We start from the raw sequence: 21,711 nt of genomic DNA on the forward strand, positions 1-21,711 counted from the left end.
GCACACTCGGGCGTAAACGTAAACGTTTGCGTAAGCGCTTTGCGTAAGCGCTTACGCAGGTGCTTGCGCGCAGGCTGCCTTCCGGGCGCCGAACCGGCACGACGTCGTCAGGACGCGCCGGTGCGCGCACGCGGCACCCGCCGGAAGCGGAACGATCTGTACCGGTATCGTCGGAGCCGAAATCGTACGCAGGCGGATCCGGAGGCGGCCCGAAGACGGATACCTGACGACGGATGCCCGACGATCGATGTCTGATGGCCGACAGGTGATGCCGACGTCCTGCGACCGGCGTCGGACGTCCGATGTCGGATGTCCGACGCTCGAAGGCCATCACCGCCCCGTGCCGACCCATCCCTGGAGCAGCCATGAGCCAGTCCCCCGCCCGTCGAACCATGCTGCGCGGGGCCGCGCTCGCGGGTGCCGCCGGCTTCGGGCTGGCGGCCTGCTCCCCGGAGAACGGCGATGCGTCGGCCGGGCCCACCGCGCCGGTCGACCTGGGGTCCGCCGCCGAGGTGCCGGTCGGCGGTGCCAGGCTCTACCGGGAGGACCGGCTCGTGGTGTCGCAGCCCGCCAAGGGCGAGTTCAAGTGCTTCAGCGCCAAGTGCACCCACGCGGGCTGTGTGCTGACCGAGATCGAGAAGAAGCAGGGCACCTGCCCCTGTCACGGCAGCCGCTTCGACGTCACCACGGGCGAGGTCATCCAGGGGCCGGCGTCCGATCCGCTGCCCGAGGTGCCGGTCAAGGCCGAGAACGGGAAGCTGATAGCGGGCTGAGGCCGCGCGGTGCCCCGGCAGCAGCCGGTCTCCGCTGGTCCCACCCGCCGCTCGCTCAACCCCAGTCCCACCCGATCCCCAGGATTCCGGGCCGTACCCCCTGCTCCACCAGATGGACGGCGCGGTGTCGGCCGCTCAGTGTCAGCTCCTGCTGGCCGCTGCGCGGGGCGCCCGCCGAGACCTGGGTGAAGCGCCGGCAGCGCACCGGCAGCGCCGCCTCGTCGAAGCGGACCTGAAGGACGTACTGCCCGCCGCCGAAGCTGAAGCCGCGGACGTACTCGGTGCTCGGGCCGCCGCTGCCGTCCTCGAAGACATAGCCGAGGACATGGGTGTCGCCGGCCCGCAGCCTGGCGTCGAAGAGCAGCTCGGCGACCACCACCCCGGTGTCCGCGTCCCCGCGCACCCGCCCCAGCCGGCAGTTCTCCACGGCGCGCACCTTCACCCGGGACGGATCGCAGCCCGTGTCGCCCCGGTGGATGGCGATATAGCGGTCCACGCCGTCCCGGTGTGCGCGGACGACCTGCAGCGATTCGCGTTCGCTCAGCTCGCGCCGCGGCCCGATGCGGACCCGCTCGTGATGTCCGACGGTGTGCAGCCCGCCGTCCGCCGGGGTCTCCAGCTCGGCGAACAGCTGCCGCAGGGCGTCGGCGGGCTCCACCAGAGAGCGGTAGGAGCGGGCGGCCGGACGCTCGGCCTCGGGACGGACGCCGCCTTCGGGCACCAGAAGACGATGCAGGGAGCGCGCGGGCAGGTCGAGCACCTCTTCCAGCGCGCGCACCGCCCGCAGGGATTCGGGGCGCTGGGGGCGCCGCGCCCCCTGTTGCCAGTAACTCAGGCTGGTCACCCCGACCTTGATACCGCGCTGTGCGAGCTTGTGCTGGACGCGGTGCAGGGCGAGGCCGCGCGCCGTGAGCGCGCTGCGCAGGGCCAGATGGAACGGGCCGGTGCGCAGCAGTTGTGCCAGCTCGGCGGATTCGGGAGTGTTTTGTGCCATTGCCTCAATCCTCCGGCGCGCGGGTGAACGTTCACAACCCGTTCGCACGCCGCGCGCTCTCCCCGCATGTTCACTGCAGTACGCCGGGCACCCGATGTTCACATCCGGGGCCCACCCGTCCACACCCACATGTCACTCCGAATTGAAGCGTGTTGACCCACGTACGACAACACCTGATGCTCCTCATCAGCATCCGGATGCGCTCCTCTCCCCCCCCACCCCCCTCGGGAGGAACGCCATGACCCGTGCACCCCACGCACGACGTCCGCGCCGCAGATGGTTGTCGGCCGCGGCCGTCGGCGCCGCGACCCTGACCGCGCTGACCGCGCTCCCCGGGGCGACCGCCTCGGCAACCGCGCCCCTCGCGCCCTCGGCGCACGCCACCGGTGCCGCGCAGAGCGCCGTCGCGCCGCGCGCGGTCAACCGCCTCGACATCACGATGCAGGCGCAGGAAAGGTCCAACTGGTGCTGGGCCGGCGCCGGCAACACCATCGCGGACTGGTACGGCAAGAACTACAGCCAGAACCAGTTCTGCAACGCCGCCTTCAACCGACAGCAGGGCACCGCCTGCCCCAACAACCAGGCCACGCTGGGCCATGTGCAGAACGCATTCGACTGGATGGGCATCAACTCCGGCTCGTATGTGACCGGCTATCTGCGCTACAGCACCGTGCAGAGCGAGATCAACGCCAAGCGGCCCATCGAGACCCGGATCCAGTGGTCGTCCGGCGGCGGCCACATGCACACCATCTACGGCTACGACACGGCCAAGAACTGGGTTTACTGGGGTGACCCCTGGGCCTCCAACAACCGGTACAACTGGGGCGACTTCGACTACTACGTGAACGGCAGCTCCTTCTCCTGGACGCACTCCCTCTACCGGATAGGAGCCTGAGGCCATGACGAAGCGCACCGCTCGCACCGCTCTTCGCGCCGCCGCCACCGGGACGCTCGCCGGCGCTCTCATCGGCCTCGCCCCGCACGCCGTCCTGGCCGCGGAGGCCCCCGCGCCGCCCCGGGCCCCGTCCCGTGCCGGCCTCGACGCCGCCCATGAGGCGGCGGCCGCGCCCGCGACACTGGACACCCTCACCCGGTTCTTCGCCCGTGAGGCGGCCCGGCACGGTGCTCAGGGCGACGCTGCCGCTACGGGCACGGCGAAGACCGCCCCGCACATCGAGGGCAGCACGGTCCCCGTCTACGTCCTGTCGCCGGACTTCGTCCGCGGCAAGACCGAGGCCCCGGTCGCCCGGCTGGAGTTCCTCGCCAGCAAGGCCGTCGCCGCCGACGGCCGGACGGTCACGGTGCGGACCGTGCGGCAGGGCACCGCCTGGAAGGTCGTCAACATCGCCAGCGGCGACGACGAGACCCGCTACCACGCCGCCGGGGCCGCCAAGCGCGGCGCCGGGACGGTCTTCCACGAACCGCAGATCGACGCCTGGTACGTCCAGCGGGGCGACCGCGTCGAGCCGCTGGACGCGGACGCGGTGAAGGCGGTCGGCGCGCACGGCACCTCCGTCGCCGCCTATCAGAAGCGGGTGGCGAAGGCGTACGGCGACAAGCTGCCCGGCTCGGCCTACGACAAGCGCGGTGAGGCCGGGGGCTACGGCCCGCAGGCCGCTTCCGGGACCGCCCCGTCCGCCGGGGAGAGTGCCCGCAAGCAGCCTGTCGAGGCCGATGCGCTGGCCGGCGACGGCGTTCCGGTGGCCGCCGCCTCGACCGTGGCGGGTGGCGCCGCCCTGGTCGCCCTCGGGCTGTTGGGGACCGCGGCGCTGCGCCGGAGGCGCGCCCGCTGACGGGTGCGGGGCCCGGCGGCCCCGGGAGGGGGCTGGCTGACGGATAAGGGGTCCGCGGTGTCCGGGGGCGCCGGCCTGGTGAGACTGCGCTCCGGCTCCCGCACCCCACCCACACACCCTCCCCCGCCCCCCACCCCTGCCCTCCCCCCGAAGGGGGGAGGGCAGCAAACGCCCCCACCCCCTCCGCCCGACGCCCCTGATTGTCAGTGGCGGTCAGTAGGGTGGTGGACATGGCAGACCCCAGCACCTACCGACCCAAGCCGGGACAGATCCCCGACTCGCCGGGGGTCTATAAGTTCCGCGACGACCACGGCCGGGTCATCTACGTGGGCAAGGCCAAGAGCCTGCGCCAGCGCCTGGCCAACTACTTCCAGGATCTGGCCGGGCTCCATCCGCGTACGCGCACGATGGTCACCACCGCCGCCTCGGTGGAATGGACCGTCGTCTCCACCGAGGTCGAGGCGCTCCAGCTCGAATACAGCTGGATCAAGGAGTTCGACCCGCGTTTCAACGTCAAGTACCGCGACGACAAGAGCTATCCGTATCTCGCGGTGACCCTCAACGAAGAGTTCCCGCGCGTCCAGGTCATGCGCGGCGCCAAGAAGAAGGGCGTGCGCTACTTCGGCCCGTACGCCCACGCCTGGGCGATCCGCGAGACCGTCGACCTGATGCTGCGTGTCTTCCCTGTGCGTACGTGCTCCGCGGGTGTCTTCAAGCGCTCCGCCCAGATCGGCCGCCCCTGCCTGCTCGGCTACATCGGCAAGTGCTCCGCCCCCTGCGTCGGACGGATTTCGGCCGAGGAACACCGCGAACTGGCCGAAGAGTTCTGCGACTTCATGGCCGGCCGCACCGGCGCGTACATCCGCCGCCTGGAGCGACGGATGCAGGACGCGGCCGAGGAGATGGAGTACGAGCGCGCCGCCCGGTTGCGCGACGACATAGGGGCGCTCAAGCGGGCGATGGAGAAGAGCGCCGTGGTGCTCGCCGACGCCACCGACGCCGATCTCATCGCCGTCGCCGAGGACGAACTCGAAGCCGCCGTCCAGATCTTCCACGTCCGCGGCGGCCGGGTGCGCGGCCAGCGCGGATGGGTCACCGACAAGGTGGAGGCCGTCACCACCGCCGGCCTCGTGGAGCACGCCCTGCAGCAGCTGTACGGCGAGGAGCAGGGCGACGCCGTCCCCAAGGAGGTCCTGGTCCCCGCGCTCCCCGAGCCCGTCGAGCCGGTCCAGCAGTGGCTCTCCGGGCGCCGTGGCTCCCAGGTCTCGCTGCGCGTCCCGCAGCGCGGCGACAAGAAGGACCTGATGGCCACGGTCGGCCGCAATGCCCAGCAGGCCCTGGCCCTGCACAAGACCAAGCGCGCCTCCGACCTGACCACCCGCTCCCGCGCGCTGGAGGAGATCGCCCAGGCCCTCGGCCTGGATTCGGTGCCGCTGCGCATCGAGTGCTTCGACATCTCCCACCTCCAGGGGGAGGACGTCGTCGCCTCGATGGTGGTCTTCGAGGACGGTCTCGCCCGTAAGAGCGAATACCGCCGCTTCCAGATCAAGACCTTCGAGGGCCAGGACGATGTCCGCTCCATGCACGAGGTCATCGGCCGCCGCTTCAAGCGCTATCTCCAGGAGAAGGAGAAGTCCGGTGAGTGGACGGAGGAGCCGCCCGCGGACGCCCCGGTGGAGGACGACGGCACCCCGGACGCGATGGCCGGCCGCGCCACCGACGAGAACGGCCGCCCCAAGCGCTTCGCCTACCCGCCCCAGCTGGTGGTCGTCGACGGCGGCGCCCCTCAGGTCGCGGCCGCCCGCCGGGCCCTGGACGAGCTCGGTATCGACGATGTCGCCGTCTGCGGTCTCGCCAAGCGCCTCGAAGAGGTCTGGCTGCCGGACGAGGACGATCCGGTCGTGCTGCCCCGCAGCAGCGAGGGCCTCTACCTCCTCCAGCGCGTCCGCGACGAAGCACATCGCTTCGCCATCACCTACCAGCGCAGCAAGCGCGCCAAGCGGCTGACGTCCTCGCCGCTCGACTCCGTCGCCGGCCTCGGGGAGAGCCGCCGCCAGGCCCTGCTGAAGCACTTCGGTTCGCTGAAGAAGCTGCGGGCCGCGACGGTCGACGAGATCTGCGAGGTCCCGGGCGTCGGGCGCAAGACCGCCGAGACGGTCGTCGCGGCGCTGGCCGGGGCGGCACCGGCCGCCCCCGCGGTGAATACCGCCACAGGAGAGATCATTGAGGATGACGGGGCCCCGCCGGCCGCGTCGTCAGCAGAACGGGGGCAGAACAGATGAGCACACCGCACGAAGAGCAGGAAACCGAGAGAGCTGAGAGAGACGGTGCACAGGTGAGTACGGGCACGACCGACCAGGGCGAAAGCGCCGCGATCCCCGAGCTGGTGATCATCTCCGGGATGTCGGGCGCCGGCCGGAGCACCGCCGCCAAGTGCCTGGAGGACCTCGGCTGGTTCGTCGTCGACAACATCCCGCCCGAGCTGATCCCGCCGATGGTCGAGCTGGGCGCCCGATCCCAGGGCAATGTCGCCAAGATCGCGGTCGTCGTCGATGTCCGCGGCCGCCGCTTCTTCGCCAATCTCAAGGAGTCACTGGCCACCCTCGACGCACAGAACGTCAAGCGCCGCATCGTCTTCCTGGAGTCCTCCGAGGAGGCCCTGGTGCGCCGCTTCGAGTCGGTGCGCCGTCCGCACCCCCTCCAGGGCGACGGCCGGATCGTCGACGGCATCGCCGCCGAGCGCGATCTGCTGCGCGAGCTGCGCGGCGACGCCGACCTGGTCATCGACACCTCCAGCCTCAACGTCCACGAACTGCGCGCCAAGCTGGACGCCCAGTTCGCCGGCGAGGAGGCCCCCGAGCTGCGCGCCACGGTCATGTCGTTCGGCTTCAAGTACGGCCTCCCGGTCGACGCCGACATGGTCATCGACTGTCGCTTCATCCCCAACCCGCACTGGGTGCCCGAGCTGCGCCCCTTCACCGGCCTCAACGAAGAGGTCTCCGACTACGTCTTCAACCAGCCCGGCTCCAAGGAGTTCCTGGACGGCTACGCCGAGCTGCTGCGCCTCGTCGCCGACGGCTACCGCCGCGAGGGCAAGCGCTATGTGACCATCGCCGTCGGCTGCACGGGCGGTAAGCACCGCAGCGTCGCGATGTCCGAGAAGCTGGCCCGCAGGCTGGTCTCCGAGGGCGTCGAAACCGTCGTCGTCCACCGGGACATGGGGCGCGAGTGACCGGCCGCGCACGACGGCTCCACCGGGTCCGCAGATTCGTTCCCGGCAGCCGTACGACCAAGGGCGCCACCCCCAAGGTGGTGGCGCTCGGCGGCGGCATGGGCCTGTCCGCCTCGCTCGCCGCGCTGCGCCGTATCACCGGCGATCTGACCGCCGTGGTCACCGTCGCCGACGACGGCGGCTCCAGTGGCCGGCTCCGCGACGAGCTGGGCGTCCTGCCGCCCGGCGATCTGCGCAAGGCGCTGGCCGCCCTGTGCGGCGACGACGACTGGGGCCAGACGTGGTCCCGGGTGATCCAGCACCGCTTCCAGAGCGAGGGCGAGCTGCATGACCACGCCGTCGGCAATCTGCTGATCGTCGCCCTGTGGGAGCAGCTCGGCGACCATGTCCAGGCGCTGGACCTGGTCGGCAAGCTGCTCGGCGCGCACGGCCGGGTGCTGCCCATGTCGGCGGTCCCCCTGGAGCTCCAGGCCCAGGTCAGGGGCCACCACCCGGACCGTCCGGACGAGATCGGCACGGTCCGCGGCCAGGCCACCGTCGCACTCACCCGCGGGGAGGTGCAGTCCGTCCATATCGTCCCCGAGGAGCCGCCGGCCGTCCCCGAGGCGGTCGCCGCGGTGCGCGACGCCGACTGGGTGGTGCTCGGCCCCGGGTCCTGGTTCTCCTCCGTCATCCCGCATCTCCTGGTGCCGGAACTGCGCGAGGCGCTGGAGGAGACCAAGGCCCGTAAGGTCCTCTCGCTCAACCTCGCGCCCCAACCGGGCGAAACCGATGGCTTCTCACCGCAGCGTCATTTGGAGGTTTTGGCCCGACACGCCCCTAAACTCGCCTTCGACGTGGTGCTGGCCGACAAGGCCGCCGTGCCCGACACCGAAGGTCTGACGGCTGCCGCCAAGCAGCTCGTGGGCAGCGAGGTCGAGCTGGCGGCGGTCGCCGCACAAGGAGACGGCAGGGCGGCGGCCGGGGTAGCCCCCGACCGGCACGACCCGGAGCTGCTGGCAGCCGCGTACGACCGTATTTTTCGGATGCATGGAAGGATCGGCCCATGGCGATGACGGCTGCGGTGAAGGATGAGATCTCCCGGCTCCCCGTCACCCGGACCTGCTGCCGGAAGTCGGAGGTCTCGTCGATCCTGCGGTTCGCGGGAGGTCTGCACCTGGTCAGCGGGCGCATTGTGATCGAGGCGGAGCTGGACACCGGCATCGCCGCCCGCCGGCTCCGCAAGGACATCCTGGAGATCTTCGGGCACTCCTCCGACCTGGTGGTGATGGCCCCCGGCGGGTTGCGCCGCGGCAGCCGCTATGTCGTCCGTGTGGTCGCCGGCGGCGACCAGCTGGCGCGGCAGACGGGCCTGGTGGACGGCCGCGGCCGCCCCATCCGGGGGCTGCCCCCGCAGGTGGTCTCCGGTGCGACCTGCGACGCCGAGGCCGCCTGGCGCGGCGCCTTCCTCGCGCACGGCTCGCTCACCGAGCCCGGCCGCTCCTCCTCCCTGGAGGTCACCTGCCCCGGGCCCGAGGCCGCCCTTGCGCTGGTCGGCGCGGCCCGCCGGCTCGGCATCGGCGCCAAGGCCCGCGAGGTGCGCGGGGTGGACCGTGTCGTTGTCCGGGACGGCGATGCGATCGGCGCGCTGCTGACCCGCCTCGGCGCCCATGAGTCGGTGCTCGCCTGGGAGGAGCGGCGGATGCGCCGCGAGGTCCGCGCCACCGCCAACCGCCTCGCCAACTTCGACGACGCCAACCTCCGCCGCTCGGCGCGGGCCGCGGTCGCGGCGGGCGCGCGGGTCGCCCGCGCCCTGGAGATCCTCGGCGAGGAGGTCCCCGAGCACCTCGCGGCGGCCGGCCGGCTGCGCATGGAGCACAAGCAGGCGTCCCTGGAGGAGCTGGGCGCCCTCGCCGACCCGCCGCTGACCAAGGACGCCGTGGCCGGCCGGATCCGCCGACTGCTGGCGATGGCCGACAAGCGCGCCCAGGACCTCGGCATCCCCGGCACCGAGTCCAACCTCACCGAGGAGCTCGCCGAAGGCATGGTCGGCTGAACCGGAGCTGAGTCTTCTCCACGCGCGCCCTCGGCGCCCGTCCATGGGTGCCCGGGGCGTATGTGTGCAGCCGTCACGAGAGGGCGCGTACGGGCGGACGTTCAGAGGGGCCGAAGGCCGCTCACCTGAGCACCTTTGGTCGCCGATGTCAATGTCACGTACGTCTCGTCTAGGGGGTAGGGTCGGAGGCGGTCGGGGACATCCCATACAGCTCGGCGGTGTATATACCGTCGTACCAACGAGGAGATCGGTTTCGTGACGATCCGCGTAGGCATCAACGGCTTTGGCCGCATCGGTCGCAACTACTTCCGCGCGCTGCTGGAGCAGGGTGCGGACATCGAGATCGTGGCTGTCAACGACCTGGGTGACACCGCGACCACTGCGCACCTGCTGAAGTACGACACCATCCTGGGCCGTCTCGAGGAGACGGTGTCGCACACCGAGGACACCATCACCGTCGGGGACCGCACCATCAAGGTGCTCTCCGAGCGCAACCCGGCCGACATCCCCTGGGGCCAGCTGGGCGTCGACATCGTCATCGAGTCGACCGGTATCTTCACCAAGCGCGACGACGCCGCCAAGCACCTTGCCGGCGGCGCGAAGAAGGTCCTCATCTCGGCTCCGGCCAAGGACGAGGACATCACCATCGTCATGGGTGTCAACCAGGACAAGTACGACGCGGCCAACCACCACGTCATCTCGAACGCCTCCTGCACCACCAACTGTGTGGCGCCGATGGCCAAGGTTCTCGACGAGAACTTCGGCATCGTCAAGGGCCTGATGACCACGGTCCACGCGTACACCAACGACCAGCGCATCCTGGACTTCCCGCACAAGGACCTGCGCCGCGCCCGCGCCGCCGCGGAGAACATCATCCCGACCTCGACGGGTGCCGCCAAGGCCACCGCCCTGGTCCTCCCGCAGCTCAAGGGCAAGCTGGACGGCATCGCCATGCGCGTCCCGGTCCCCACCGGCTCGGTCACCGACCTGGTGCTGGAACTCGACCGCGAGGTCACCAAGGACGAGATCAACAACGCCTTCCAGAAGGCCGCCGAGGGCCAGCTCAAGGGCGTGCTGGAGTACACCGAGGACCCGATCGTCTCCTCGGACATCGTCAACTGGCCGGCCTCCTGCACCTTCGACTCCGCGCTGACCATGGCGCAGGGCAAGCAGGTCAAGGTCGTCGGCTGGTACGACAACGAGTGGGGCTACTCCAACCGTCTGGTGGACCTGACCGTCTTCGTCGGCGGCCAGCTCTGACCGGTGTGACCACCAAGTCACCGCAGATGTAAGGACGGGGCTCGTACGACGCGATGAAGCGTCGTACGGGCCCCGTGCTATGACTGACTTTCCGAACAGAGCCACGGAGTCACCATGAAGACGATCGACGACCTCCAGGTAGCGGGCCAGCGGGTCTTCGTCCGCGCCGACCTGAACGTGCCGCTGGACGGCACGACCATCACCGACGACGGCCGCATCCGCGCCGTCGCCCCGACGATCGCCAAGCTAGCCGAGCGCGGCGCCAAGGTGATCGTCGCCTCCCACCTGGGCCGTCCCAAGGGCGCCCCGGACCCGGCCTTCTCCCTCGCCCCCGCCGCCGCGCGCCTCGGCGAACTCCTCGGCCGGGACGTCGCGTTCGCGACCGACACCGTCGGCGAGTCCGCCCGGTCCGTGGTCGCCGCCCTGGCCGACGGACAGATCGCCGTCCTGGAGAACCTCCGCTTCAACGCGGGCGAGACCAGCAAGGACGACGCCGAGCGCGGCGCCTTCGCCGACCGGCTCGCCGCCCTGGCGGACCTGTACGTGAGCGACGGCTTCGGCGCGGTGCACCGCAAGCACGCCTCCGTCTACGACCTCCCGGCGCGCCTCCCGCACGCCGCCGGCGATCTGATCGCCACCGAGGTCGGCGTGCTCAAGAAGCTCACCGAGGACGTCAAGCGCCCGTACGTCGTCGCGCTCGGCGGCGCCAAGGTCTCCGACAAGCTCGCCGTCATCGACCAGCTGCTGGAGAAGGCCGACCGCATCCTCGTCGGCGGCGGCATGGCGTACACCTTCCTCAAGGCCAAGGGCCACGAGGTGGGCATCTCGCTGCTCCAGGAGGACCAGGTCCCGGCGTGCCTGGGGTACCTGGCGCGGGCCGAGAAGCGCGGCGTGGAGTTCGTTCTCCCCGTCGACGTGCTGGTCTCGGCCGAATTCCCGGACCTGAAGACCAAGGCCCCCGCGGACTTCGGCACGGTCGACGCCGACAAGATCCCCGCCGACCAGGAGGGCCTGGACATCGGTCCGAAGACCCGCGAGCTGTTCGCCTCGAAGATCGCCGACGCCGAGACCGTCTTCTGGAACGGCCCGATGGGCGTCTTCGAGCACCCCGACTACGCCGACGGCACCAAGGCCGTCGCGCAGGCGCTGCTGGACAGCGCCGGTTTCACCGTCGTCGGCGGCGGCGACTCGGCCGCGGCCGTGCGCCTGCTCGGCTTCGACGAGAATGCTTTCGGCCACATCTCGACCGGCGGCGGCGCCAGCCTCGAATACCTCGAAGGCAAGACGCTCCCCGGCCTTGCCGCTCTGGAGGACTGAAGAACCGTGAGTGACCGTACCCCGCTGATGGCGGGCAACTGGAAGATGAACCTCAACCACCTTGAGGCCATCGCGCACGTCCAGAAGCTCGCCTTCGCGCTCACCGACAAGGACTACGAGGCCGTAGAGGTCGCGGTGCTGCCGCCCTTCACCGACCTGCGGTCGGTGCAGACGCTGGTCGACGGCGACAACCTCAAGATCAAGTACGGCGCCCAGGACGTCTCGGCGCACGACTCCGGTGCCTACACCGGTGAGGTCTCGGGATCGATGCTCGCCAAGCTCAAGTGCACCTATGTGGCCATCGGGCACAGCGAGCGCCGCCAGTACCACGGCGAGAACGAAGAGATCTGCAACGCCAAGGTCAAGGCCGCCTTCAAGCACGGTCTGACCCCGATCCTGTGCGTCGGGGAGGGCCTGGACGTCCGCAAGGCGGGCAACCAGGTCGCGCACACCCTCGCCCAGGTCGACGGCGCCCTGAAGGACGTCCCGGCCGGGCAGGCCGAGACCATCGTGATCGCGTACGAGCCGGTGTGGGCCATCGGCACCGGCGAGGTCGCCACGCCCGAGGACGCGCAGGAGGTCTGCGGTGCGATCCGCGGCCGCCTCGCCGAGCTCTACAGCCAGGAGCTGGCCGACAAGGTCCGCATCCAGTACGGCGGCTCGGTCAAGTCCGGGAACGTCGCGGCGATCATGGCGCAGCCGGATGTCGACGGCGCCCTGATCGGCGGCGCGGCGCTGGACGCGGACGAATTTGTGAAGATCGTCCGCTTCCGCGACCAGTAGCGGCTATGACGACGGGCCCGGCCCGTCGTACCCTGTCGGGGCCGGGGCCGGTGTACAGCGCCGTCCGGCCCCGCGTTGTTCGATCTTCAACCGAACATCGGTACGTTCCGTCCGTCAGTCCTAGAGAGTTGGTCCAGCCGTGGTCATCGGGTTCTCGATCGCCCTCATCGTCTTCAGCCTGCTGCTGATGATGCTGGTGCTCATGCACAAGGGGAAGGGCGGCGGACTGTCCGACATGTTCGGTGGCGGTATGCAGTCCTCGGTCGGCGGCTCCTCGGTCGCCGAGCGGAACCTCGACCGCATCACCATCGTGGTCGGTCTGCTGTGGTTCGCCTGCATCGTCGTCCTGGGCATTTTCATGAAGCTCGGGAAGTGACTCGGCGTCGGAGGTGCGACCTATCATGAGGGCGACGTCCTGGAACGGGTAACTCCTGTCACTGGACGCGCGTTGGGCCTTACGTAGACTGGGGCGCCCGCAGCGCAGTCGCTGTGAGAGCCCGCAGCGCAGCTGATGTCAGAGGCTGAGCGGCACCATTACGCAGGGAGTAACGACCGTGGCAAGTGGCAACGCGATCCGAGGAAGTCGGGTCGGGGCGGGGCCGATGGGGGAGGCCGAGCGCGGTGAGTCCGCGCCCCGCATCCGCATCTCCTTCTGGTGCTCCAACGGGCACGAGACACAGCCCAGCTTCGCCGGCGACGCGCAGGTTCCGGACACCTGGGACTGCCCGCGCTGTGGTTTCCCGGCCGGCAAGGACCGGGACAGCCCGCCGGACCCGCCGCGCACCGAGCCGTACAAGACTCACCTCGCCTATGTCCGGGAGCGCCGCAGCGACGCCGACGGCGAGGCGATCCTCGCGGAGGCGCTCGCCAAGCTCCGCGGCGAGATCTGACGGACCAGCAGACGCAGCGAACGGCCCGGCCGGGGGACACACCCTCCGGCCGGGCCGTTGGCATGGGGAGTTACGTCGGCCGACAGCGGACAGACAGCTCGGCCCCACTCTCGGCTTCTCCCCCCTCTCGGCTCCGCTTGAGCGGGGGCACCCATGCGCGGGAGGTGCCCCCCATCGTGCTCTGATCAATTAGGTTGGGGGCGGCGGGGCCGGTACGAGACAGAGAAGGCTGATGTCCGAGATGAACGCAGAAGGCCGCAGCAGGCTCGACCAGCGGGCCGAGTGGACCGCGCTGAGCAAGCACCGGGAGCAGCTGGGGGAGGTGCGGCTGCGCGAGCTGTTCGAGGGGGATCCGGCGCGTGCCGACCGCTACACCCTGCGGGTCGGTGATCTGCACCTGGACTACTCCAAGCACCTGGTCACCGACGAGACGCTGGGGCTGCTGCGGGAGCTGGCCGCGGCCGCGGGGGTGAGCGAACTGCGGGACGCGATGTTCCGCGGCGACAAGATCAACATCACCGAGAACCGCGCCGTCCTGCACACCGCGCTGCGCGCGCCCGGCTCCGCGGTCGTCCACGTGGACCGCGAGAACGTCGTCCCGGGCGTGCACGCCGTGCTCACCAAGATGGCGACCTTCTCCGAGCGGGTACGCTCCGGCGACTGGAAGGGCCATACCGGCCGCCGCATCAAGACGGTCGTCAACATCGGCATCGGCGGCTCCGATCTGGGTCCGGCGATGGCCTACGAGGCGCTGCGCGCCTACACCCACCGGGACATGCAGTTCCGTTTCGTCTCCAACGTGGACGGCGCCGATCTGCACGAGGCCGTACGCGACCTGGACCCGGCCGAGACGCTGTTCGTCATCGCGTCGAAGACCTTCACCACCATCGAGACGATCACCAACGCGACCTCGGCCCGCGACTGGCTGCTGACGGGCCTGCATGCCGGAGAGGAGGCGGTCGCCAAGCACTTCGTGGCGCTGTCGACCAACGCCCGGAAGGTGGCGGAGTTCGGCATCGACCCGACCAATATGTTCGAGTTCTGGGACTGGGTCGGCGGGCGCTACTCGTTCGACTCCGCGATCGGCCTGTCGCTGATGATCGCGATCGGCCAGGAGCGGTTCCGCGAGATGCTGGCCGGCTTCCATCTCGTCGACGAGCACTTCCGCACCGCCCCGCCGGAGGAGAACGCACCGCTCCTGCTGGGCCTGCTCGGCATCTGGTACGGCAACTTCTGGGACGCCCAGTCGCACGCGGTGCTGCCGTACAGCCACTACCTCTCCCGGTTCACCGCCTATCTGCAGCAGCTGGACATGGAGTCCAACGGCAAGTCCGTGGACCGCGACGGCCGGCCGGTCGGCTGGCAGACCGGCCCGGTCGTGTGGGGCACGCCCGGCACGAACGGCCAGCACGCCTACTACCAGCTGCTCCACCAGGGCACGAAGATGATCCCCGTCGACTTCATCGGCTTCGCCCGGCCGGTCGCCGATCTGCGGCCCGGTCTGGTCGCTCAGCACGACCTGCTGATGGCCAATCTCTTCGCGCAGGGGCAGGCGCTGGCGTTCGGCAAGACGCCCGATGAGGTGCGCGCCGAGGGCGTGGCGGAGGAACTGGTGCCGCACAAGACGTTCCAGGGCAACCACCCCAGCACCACGATCCTGGCCACCGAGCTCAGCCCGTCCGTGCTGGGCCAGTTGATCGCGCTGTACGAGCACAAGGTGTTCGTCCAGGGCGCCGTCTGGAACATCGACTCCTTCGACCAGTGGGGCGTGGAGCTGGGCAAGCTGCTCGCCAAGCGGGTCGAGCCGGCGCTGACCGAGGGCGCGGAGGTGGCGGGGCTGGATGCCTCCACGGCGGGTCTGGTCGCCACGTACCGTGAGATGCGCGGGCGTTGAGCCGCGAAGACAGCTAGAGCCCGCAAGGAGCCGGGGAGAGCGTCTCCCCGGCCCCTTGCGGCCTTCGTCGGCGACCCGGAATCGAGCAACCCTACGGCGAGTTACCGCCTCCGCGAGAGCGGCGCCGGTTCAGGCGCAAGAAGGGGCGTACAGATCGCGCGGCAGCTGGGAGGCCGCCGCCTCGTCCAGCAGCCACAGCGTCCGGCTGCGGCCCCGGGCGCCCGCTGCCGGGGCCTGGACCTCTCCGGCGCCGGAGAGCGCCATGGCCACGGCGTTCGCCTTGTCCTCGCCGGCCGCCAGCAGCCAGACCTCCCGTGCCGCGCGGATCGCGGGCAGGGTCAGCGAGACGCGGGTGGGCGGCGGCTTGGGCGCGCCGTGCACACCGACCACCGTCCGCTCGGTCTCCCGTACGCCGGGCAGCTCGGGGAAGAGCGAGGCGACATGGGTGTCCGGGCCGACGCCCAGCAGCAGGACGTCGAAGGACGGCACCGGGCCGTGGTCCTCGGGTCCCGCCGCGGCGGCCAGTTCGATCGCGTACGCCTCGGCGGCGAGGTCCGCGTTGCCGTACGGGCCGCCTGCGGGGGCCATGGGATGCACCCGGGCCGGGTTCAGCGGGACGTCGTCCAGCAGCGCCTCGCGGGCCTGGGTGTGGTTGCGGTCCGGGTGGCCGTCGGGCAGGAACCTTTCGTCGCCCCACCACAGATCGAGGCGTGACCAGTCGATCGCGTCCCGGGCGGGTGCCTGGGCGAGGGCCGCGAGCAGCCCGTTGCCGTTGCGCCCGCCGGTCAGGACCACGGACGCGGAGCCGCGGGCGGCCTGGGCGTCCACGATCTTGGTGATCAGCCGGGCGGCCGCGGCCTGGGCCATCAGCTCCTTGTCGCGGTGGACGACGACCTGCGGAGCGGTCACTTGGCGCCCTTCTTCGCGGCCGCCTTCTTTGCCGCCGGCTTGGCCGGGGCGCTCCCGGCGGCCGCCGGCTCCTCGGACGGCGCCGTCTGCTGCCCGGACGGCGCACCGCCGAGCCGCTCCACACCGAACTTCAGCGCGGAGGCGTAGATGTCGTCCGGGTCGAGCCGGCGCAGCTCCTCGGCGAGCAGCTCGGAGGTCTCCCGGCGCTTGAGCGCCACCGCGCGGTCCGGCTGGCCGGGCATGGAGAGCGTGGCGACCGAGCCGTCCACGCGGTCCAGCACGATCGGGCCGCCATCGGACTCCATCCGTACGGACGTCAGACCGGGGCCGGCCGACACCGTGCGCTTGACCGGGACGTTCAGCCGGCTGGCGAGCCACATCGCGAGAAGCTCGCAGCTGGGGTTGAACTCCTCGCCCTCGACCTCGGCCGAGGTGACCGTGCACGGTGCCTGGTCCAGCGCCGCCGCGAGCATCGAGCGCCACGGGGTGATGCGGGCCCAGGACAGGTCGGTGTCGCCGGGGGTGTAGGACTCGGCGCGTCCGGTCAGCTCCTGCACCGGACACTCGGCGGCGTAGGCGTCGGTGACGCGGCGCTGTGCCAGTGCGCCGAGCGGGTCGTGCGCCGGGTCCAGGGGGGCGTCCGCGGCCCACCAGACCACGACCGGGGCGTCCGGCAGCAGCAGCGGCAGCACCACGGACTGGGCGTGATCTATCGCCTCGCCGTAGAGCCGCAGGATGACCGTTTCGCCGGTGCCGGCGTCCGCGCCGACCCGTACATCGGCGTCCAGGCGGGCCTTGGCGCGGTCGCGCGGCGACCGGCTGACCCGCTTGATGACGACGAGGGTGCGCGAGGGGTGCTCACGGGACGCCTCGTCGGCCGCCCGCAGCGCGTCGTAGGCGTTCTCCTCGTCGGTGACGATGACGAGGGTCAGGACCATGCCGACGGCGGGGGTGCCGATGGCGCGACGGCCCTGGACCAGCGCCTTGTTGATCTTGCTGGCTGTGGTTTCCGTCAGATCGATCTTCATGGCCGACGCCAGCTCCGTCCGTCTCGTGCGAGCATTTCGTCCGCCTCGATGGGGCCCCAGGTGCCCGCCGGGTACTGCGCGGGCTTGCCGTGCCGGTCCCAGTACTCCTCGATCGGGTCGAGGATCCGCCAGGACTGCTCGACCTCCTCCAGTCGCGGGAAGAGGTTGGCGTCGCCGAGCAGCACATCGAGGATCAGCCGCTCGTACGCCTCCGGGCTGGACTCCGTGAACGACTCGCCGTACGCGAAGTCCATCGACACGTCCCGCACCTCCATCGAGGTGCCGGGCACCTTGGAGCCGAAGCGGACCGTGACGCCCTCGTCGGGCTGGACGCGGATGACCAGGGCGTTCTGGCCGAGCTCCTCCGTCGCCGTGTGGTCGAAGGGGGAGTGCGGGGCGCGCTTGAAGACCACCGCGATCTCGGTGACGCGACGGCCCAGGCGCTTGCCCGTGCGCAGGTAGAAGGGGACGCCCGCCCAGCGGCGGTTGTCGATGGTCAGCTTGAGCGCGGCATAGGTGTCGGTCTTCGACTTCGGGTCGATGCCGTCTTCCTGGAGATAGCCGACGGCCTTCTCGCCGCCCTGCCAGCCGGCCGCGTACTGCGCGCGTACCGTTTCCTTGCCCGGATCGGCGGGGAGCCGGACGGCGCCCAGCACCTTGGTCTTCTCCGCGACCAGCGCGTCCGCGTCGAAGGAGGCCGGCTCCTCCATCGCGGTCAGCGCGAGCAGCTGCAGGAGGTGGTTCTGGATGACGTCCCGCGCGGCGCCGATGCCGTCGTAGTAGCCGGCCCGGCCGCCGATGCCGATGTCCTCGGCCATCGTGATCTGTACGTGGTCGACATAGCCGCGGTTCCAGAGCGGCTCGAACATCGTGTTGGCGAACCGCAGCGCCATGATGTTCTGGACCGTCTCCTTGCCCAGGTAGTGGTCGATCCGGAAGACCTCGTTGGGCGGGAAGACCTCATGGACGATCCGGTTGAGCTCCTGCGCGCTCTCCAGGTTGTGGCCGAAGGGCTTCTCGATGACCGCGCGGCGCCAGGAGTCCGCCTTCTGGTCGGCCAGCCCGTGCTTCTTCAGCTGCTGGACGACCTTGGGGAAGAACTTCGGCGGCACGGACAGGTAGAAGGCGAAGTTGCCGCCGGTGCCCTGGGCCTTGTCCAGCTCCTCGATGGTGGCCTTGAGTGTCTCGAAGGCGTCGTCGTCGTCGAAGTTGCCCTGGACGAAGCGGCAGCCCTGGACCAGCTGCTGCCAGACCTCCTCACGGAAGGGCGTCCGCGCGTGCTCCTTGACGGCGTCGTGCACTTCCTTGGCGAAGTCCTCGTCCTGCCACTCCCGGCGCGCGAACCCGATGAGGGAGAAGCCCGGCGGGAGCAGGCCGCGGTTGGCCAGGTCGTAGACGGCAGGCATCAGCTTTTTACGTGACAAATCGCCCGTGACGCCGAAAATGACCAGGCCCGACGGCCCCGCGATACGCGGGAGCCGTCGGTCGGCGGCGTCACGAAGCGGGTTGGCTCCGTGTGAACCGGACAAGGTGGGTCAGCCCTCCGAAGGGGTGAGGCGCTTCAGTTCCGCCTCGGTGGACTTGAGCAGGTCGTTCCACGACGCCTCGAACTTGTCGACACCCTCGTCCTCCAGGAGCTGCACGACCTCGTCGTACGAGATCCCCTGCGCGGCGAGGGCGTCGAGGTCCGCCTGGGCCGCCGCGTACGTACCGCGCACGGTGTCGCCCGTGATCCGGCCGTGGTCGGCGGTGGCCTCCAGGGTGGCCTCCGGCATGGTGTTGACGGTGCCGGCGGTCACCAGCTCGTCGACGTACAGCGTGTCCTTGTAGTCCGGGTCCTTGACGCCGGTCGAGGCCCACAGCGGACGCTGCCTGTTGGCGCCCGCGCGGTCCAGGGCGGCCCAGCGCTCGGAGGCGAAGACCTCCTCGAACGCCTGGAAGGCCAGCCGGGCGTTGGCCAGCGCGGCCTTGCCCTTGAGGGCCTTGGCCTCGTCCGTGCCCAGCTTCTCCAGGCGCTTGTCGACCTCGGTGTCCACGCGGGACACGAAGAACGACGCCACCGAGTGGATCTGGGACAGGTCCAGGCCGGCGGCCTTGGCCTTCTCCAGGCCCGCGAGGTAGGCGTCCATGACCTCCCGGTAGCGCTCCAGCGAGAAGATCAGCGTGACATTGACGCTGATGCCCTTGCCGATGACCTCGGTGATCGCCGGCAGACCGGCCTTGGTCGCCGGGATCTTGATCAGGGTGTTGGGCCGGTCCACCAGCCACGCCAACTGCTTGGCCTCCGCGATGGTCGGCGCGGTGTGGTGCGCGAGCCGCGGGTCGACCTCGATGGACACCCGGCCGTCCTGGCCGCCGGTCGCGTCGAAGACCGGCCGCAGGATGTCGGCGGCGTCCCGGACGTCCGCCGTCGTGATCATGCGGACGGCTTCCTCGACGGTGACCTTGCGGGCGGCGAGGTCGGCGAGCTGCTGGTCGTAGCCGTGCCCCTCCGAGACGGCCTTCTGGAAGATCGACGGGTTGGTGGTGACGCCGACGACGTGCTGCTGGTCGATCAGCTCGGCGAGGTTGCCGGACGTGATGCGCTGGCGTGAAAGGTCGTCCAGCCAGATCGCGACGCCTTCGTCGGAGAGGCGCCTGAGTGCGTCTGTCATGGGTTCAGCATCTCCTACTTGTCGTGTACGGGCGTCAGCGCTGGGCGGCTTCGAGTGATTCCCGGGCGGCGGCCGCGACCGCGTCGGCGGTGAAGCCGAACTCGCGGAACAGGACCTTGCCATCGGCCGAGGCACCGAAGTGCTCCAGGGACACGATGCGCCCGGCGTCACCGACGAAGCGGTGCCAGGTCAGACCGATGCCGGCTTCGACGGCGACACGGGCCTTGACGGACGGGGGAAGAACGCTGTCGCGGTATGCCTGTTCCTGCTCATCGAACCACTCGACCGACGGCATGGACACCACCCGCGTCGGGATACCCGCGGCCTGCAGCTGCTCGCGCGCCTCGACGGCGAGCTGCACCTCGGACCCGGTGCCGATCAGGACGACCTGCGGCCGGCCGCCCTCGGCCTCGAAGAGCACGTAACCGCCCTTGGCCGCGGCCTCGTTGCGCTCGTACGTCGGCACGCCCTGACGGGTCAGCGCGAGGCCGTGCGGGGCGCTCGTGCCGAAGTTCTTCCTGCCGCGCTTGAGGATCTCGCGCCAGGCGATGGCGGTCTCGTTGGCGTCGGCCGGGCGCACGATGTTCAGGCCCGGGATGGCGCGCAGCGAGGCGAGGTGCTCGACCGGCTGGTGGGTCGGGCCGTCCTCACCCAGACCGATGGAGTCGTGCGTCCACACGTACGTCACCGGCAGGTGCATCAGCGCGGACAGCCGGACGGCGTTGCGCATGTAGTCGGAGAACACCAGGAAGGTGCCGCCGTAGATGCGGGTGTTGCCGTGCAGCGCGATGCCGTTCATCTCCGCGGCCATGGAGTGCTCGCGGATGCCGAAGTGGATCGTGCGGCCGTACGGGTCGGCCTCCGGCAGCGGGTTGCCCTTCGGCAGGAACGAGGAGTTCTTGTCGATGGTGGTGTTGTTCGAGCCGGCGAGGTCGGCGGAGCCGCCCCACAGCTCGGGGATCACACCGCCGAGCGCCTGCAGCACCTTGCCGGACGCGGCGCGGGTGGCCACGGCCTTGCCGGTCTCGAACGACGGGAGGTGGTCCTCCCAGCCCTCGGGCAGCTGGCCCGCGGCGATCCGGTCGAACGCGGCGGCGCGCTCCGGGTTGGCGGTCCGCCAGGCGGCGCACGACTTCTCCCACTCCTTCTTGGCGTCCCGGCCGCGGTCCAGGGCGGCGCGGGTGTGCGCCAGGACCTCGTCGGAAACCTCGAAGGTCTGCTCCGGGTCGAAGCCCAGCACCCGCTTGGTGGCGGCGACTTCCTCGTCCCCGAGCGCCGACCCGTGCGCGGCCTCGGTGTTCTGGGCGTGCGGCGCCGGCCAGGCGATGATCGAGCGGACCGCGATGAACGACGGGCGCTCGGTCTCGGCCTTGGCGGCCTCCAGGGCCCTGGCCAGACCGGCCGGGTCCAGGTCGCCGTTGGGCAGCTGCTCGACCCGCTGGACGTGCCAGCCGTACGCCTCGTAGCGCTTGAGGGTGTCCTCGGAGACCGCGGCCTCGGTGTCGCCCTCGATGGAGATGTGGTTGTCGTCCCACAGCAGGACGAGGTTGCCCAGCTTCTGGTGGCCGGCGAGCGAGGACGCCTCGGCGGCGATGCCTTCCTGGAGGCAGCCGTCACCGGCGATGGCCCAGATGGTGTGGTCGAACGGCGAGGTGCCCGGAGCGGCCTCGGGGTCGAACAGACCACGCTCGTAGCGGGCGGCCATGGCCATGCCCACGGCGTTGGCGACACCCTGGCCCAGCGGCCCGGTGGTGGTCTCCACGCCGGTGGTGTGGCCGTACTCCGGGTGGCCCGGGGTCTTCGAGCCCCAGGTGCGGAATGCCTTGAGGTCGTCCAGCTCCAGGCCGTAGCCGGCCAGGTAGAGCTGGATGTAGAGGGTCAGGCTGGAGTGGCCGGCGGAGAGCACGAACCGGTCGCGGCCGGTCCAGTCGGCGTCCGCGGGGTCGTGCCGCATCAGCTTCTGGAACAGCACGTACGCGGCGGGAGCCAGGCTCATGGCCGTACCGGGATGGCCGTTGCCGACCTTCTGCACGGAATCCATGGCCAGGACACGGACGGTATCTACGGCCCGCTGGTCCAGTTCGGTCCAGTCGAAATCTGTGGTGGTCGGCTTGGTGCTCACCCTGAGTCAGGGCTCCTCTCCACATGT

At 70.5% G+C, this 21,711-nt stretch carries 19 protein-coding genes; 13 read left to right on the forward strand and 6 right to left on the reverse strand.

Features of this window, described 5'->3' with window-relative positions; all coding sequences use genetic code 11:
- The first annotated feature begins 365 nt into the window (after positions 1-365).
- Positions 366-773, forward strand: a complete 408-nt coding sequence (locus tag K9S39_RS33145) for a Rieske (2Fe-2S) protein (protein WP_248867004.1) — start codon at positions 366-368, stop codon at positions 771-773.
- A 55-nt stretch (positions 774-828) separates the two neighbouring features.
- On the opposite strand, the gene K9S39_RS33150 is transcribed toward K9S39_RS33145, so the two are convergent.
- On the reverse strand, positions 829-1,767 hold the full coding sequence (locus tag K9S39_RS33150) for a hypothetical protein (protein ID WP_248867005.1): 939 nt from the start codon (positions 1,765-1,767) through the stop codon (positions 829-831).
- Between the two features lie 238 nt (positions 1,768-2,005).
- Here K9S39_RS33150 and K9S39_RS33155 point away from each other — a divergent pair, with 238 nt between their 5' ends.
- The 12 genes from K9S39_RS33155 (at position 2,006) to pgi (ending at position 14,971) form a co-directional block, all read left to right on the forward strand.
- Complete coding sequence (locus tag K9S39_RS33155) at positions 2,006-2,662, forward strand: papain-like cysteine protease family protein (protein ID WP_248867006.1); 657 nt, start codon at positions 2,006-2,008, stop codon at positions 2,660-2,662.
- Positions 2,663-2,666: 4 nt separating this feature from the next.
- Positions 2,667-3,560, forward strand: a complete 894-nt coding sequence (locus K9S39_RS33160; protein ID WP_248867007.1) for a hypothetical protein — start codon at positions 2,667-2,669, stop codon at positions 3,558-3,560.
- 230 nt (positions 3,561-3,790) lie between these two features.
- Positions 3,791-5,842 (forward strand): excinuclease ABC subunit UvrC, encoded by a 2,052-nt coding sequence (gene uvrC, locus K9S39_RS33165; RefSeq protein WP_248867008.1) that lies wholly within the window; start codon positions 3,791-3,793, stop codon positions 5,840-5,842.
- Positions 5,839-6,792, forward strand: coding sequence for an RNase adapter RapZ (rapZ, locus tag K9S39_RS33170; protein ID WP_248867009.1), 954 nt, complete (start codon positions 5,839-5,841; stop codon positions 6,790-6,792). Before uvrC ends, rapZ begins: the two co-directional genes overlap by 4 nt.
- On the forward strand, positions 6,789-7,847 hold the full coding sequence (locus K9S39_RS33175) for a gluconeogenesis factor YvcK family protein (RefSeq protein ID WP_248867010.1): 1,059 nt from the start codon (positions 6,789-6,791) through the stop codon (positions 7,845-7,847). The genes rapZ and K9S39_RS33175 overlap by 4 nt, the downstream gene beginning before the upstream one ends.
- Positions 7,838-8,827, forward strand: coding sequence for a DNA-binding protein WhiA (whiA, locus tag K9S39_RS33180; protein ID WP_248867011.1), 990 nt, complete (start codon positions 7,838-7,840; stop codon positions 8,825-8,827). The genes K9S39_RS33175 and whiA overlap by 10 nt, the downstream gene beginning before the upstream one ends.
- Before the next feature lie 255 nt (positions 8,828-9,082).
- Entirely contained in the window at positions 9,083-10,087 is a 1,005-nt protein-coding gene (gap, locus tag K9S39_RS33185) for a type I glyceraldehyde-3-phosphate dehydrogenase (RefSeq protein ID WP_248867012.1), read from the forward strand.
- A gap of 114 nt (positions 10,088-10,201) precedes the next feature.
- The gene (locus K9S39_RS33190) at positions 10,202-11,404 is read left to right on the forward strand and encodes a phosphoglycerate kinase (protein ID WP_248867013.1); all 1,203 of its coding nucleotides are present in this window, start codon (positions 10,202-10,204) and stop codon (positions 11,402-11,404) included.
- A gap of 6 nt (positions 11,405-11,410) precedes the next feature.
- Complete coding sequence (gene tpiA / locus K9S39_RS33195) at positions 11,411-12,187, forward strand: triose-phosphate isomerase (protein WP_248867014.1); 777 nt, start codon at positions 11,411-11,413, stop codon at positions 12,185-12,187.
- A gap of 139 nt (positions 12,188-12,326) precedes the next feature.
- Positions 12,327-12,563, forward strand: coding sequence for a preprotein translocase subunit SecG (secG, locus tag K9S39_RS33200; RefSeq protein ID WP_248867015.1), 237 nt, complete (start codon positions 12,327-12,329; stop codon positions 12,561-12,563).
- Between the two features lie 178 nt (positions 12,564-12,741).
- Entirely contained in the window at positions 12,742-13,077 is a 336-nt protein-coding gene (locus tag K9S39_RS33205; protein WP_016578660.1) for an RNA polymerase-binding protein RbpA, read from the forward strand.
- Positions 13,078-13,318: 241 nt separating this feature from the next.
- The gene (gene pgi / locus K9S39_RS33210; protein ID WP_248869073.1) at positions 13,319-14,971 is read left to right on the forward strand and encodes a glucose-6-phosphate isomerase; all 1,653 of its coding nucleotides are present in this window, start codon (positions 13,319-13,321) and stop codon (positions 14,969-14,971) included.
- Between the two features lie 129 nt (positions 14,972-15,100).
- On the opposite strand, the gene pgl is transcribed toward pgi, so the two are convergent.
- From pgl to tkt, 5 genes are read right to left on the reverse strand one after another with little or no spacing between them, the layout of a single operon-like run.
- Positions 15,101-15,880, reverse strand: a complete 780-nt coding sequence (gene pgl, locus K9S39_RS33215; protein ID WP_248867016.1) for a 6-phosphogluconolactonase — start codon at positions 15,878-15,880, stop codon at positions 15,101-15,103.
- On the reverse strand, positions 15,877-16,908 hold the full coding sequence (gene opcA, locus K9S39_RS33220) for a glucose-6-phosphate dehydrogenase assembly protein OpcA (protein WP_248867017.1): 1,032 nt from the start codon (positions 16,906-16,908) through the stop codon (positions 15,877-15,879). The genes pgl and opcA overlap by 4 nt, the downstream gene beginning before the upstream one ends.
- On the reverse strand, positions 16,905-18,437 hold the full coding sequence (gene zwf, locus K9S39_RS33225; protein WP_248867018.1) for a glucose-6-phosphate dehydrogenase: 1,533 nt from the start codon (positions 18,435-18,437) through the stop codon (positions 16,905-16,907). Before zwf ends, opcA begins: the two co-directional genes overlap by 4 nt.
- A 6-nt stretch (positions 18,438-18,443) precedes the next feature.
- A complete protein-coding gene (gene tal / locus K9S39_RS33230) occupies positions 18,444-19,562 on the reverse strand; it encodes a transaldolase (RefSeq protein ID WP_248867019.1) in 1,119 nt (372 codons plus the stop codon).
- Between the two features lie 34 nt (positions 19,563-19,596).
- Positions 19,597-21,684 (reverse strand): transketolase, encoded by a 2,088-nt coding sequence (gene tkt, locus K9S39_RS33235; RefSeq protein WP_248867020.1) that lies wholly within the window; start codon positions 21,682-21,684, stop codon positions 19,597-19,599.
- Positions 21,685-21,711 lie beyond the last annotated feature (27 nt).

Origin of the sequence: Streptomyces halobius (assembly GCF_023277745.1) — a bacterium.
Taxonomy (GTDB): domain Bacteria; phylum Actinomycetota; class Actinomycetes; order Streptomycetales; family Streptomycetaceae; genus Streptomyces; species Streptomyces halobius.

What these genes read in the sequence shown, in the direction of transcription:
- K9S39_RS33145 (WP_248867004.1), top strand. Translation starts at nt 366, where the DNA reads ATGAGCCAGTCCCCCGCCCGTCGAACCATGCTGCGCGGGGCCGCGCTC.
- K9S39_RS33150 (WP_248867005.1), bottom strand. Translation starts at nt 1,767, where the DNA reads ATGGCACAAAACACTCCCGAATCCGCCGAGCTGGCACAACTGCTGCGC.
- K9S39_RS33155 (WP_248867006.1), top strand. Translation starts at nt 2,006, where the DNA reads ATGACCCGTGCACCCCACGCACGACGTCCGCGCCGCAGATGGTTGTCG.
- K9S39_RS33160 (WP_248867007.1), top strand. Translation starts at nt 2,667, where the DNA reads ATGACGAAGCGCACCGCTCGCACCGCTCTTCGCGCCGCCGCCACCGGG.
- uvrC (WP_248867008.1), top strand. Translation starts at nt 3,791, where the DNA reads ATGGCAGACCCCAGCACCTACCGACCCAAGCCGGGACAGATCCCCGAC.
- rapZ (WP_248867009.1), top strand. Translation starts at nt 5,839, where the DNA reads ATGAGCACACCGCACGAAGAGCAGGAAACCGAGAGAGCTGAGAGAGAC.
- whiA (WP_248867011.1), top strand. Translation starts at nt 7,838, where the DNA reads ATGGCGATGACGGCTGCGGTGAAGGATGAGATCTCCCGGCTCCCCGTC.
- K9S39_RS33190 (WP_248867013.1), top strand. Translation starts at nt 10,202, where the DNA reads ATGAAGACGATCGACGACCTCCAGGTAGCGGGCCAGCGGGTCTTCGTC.
- pgi (WP_248869073.1), top strand. Translation starts at nt 13,319, where the DNA reads ATGAACGCAGAAGGCCGCAGCAGGCTCGACCAGCGGGCCGAGTGGACC.
- opcA (WP_248867017.1), bottom strand. Translation starts at nt 16,908, where the DNA reads ATGAAGATCGATCTGACGGAAACCACAGCCAGCAAGATCAACAAGGCG.
- tal (WP_248867019.1), bottom strand. Translation starts at nt 19,562, where the DNA reads ATGACAGACGCACTCAGGCGCCTCTCCGACGAAGGCGTCGCGATCTGG.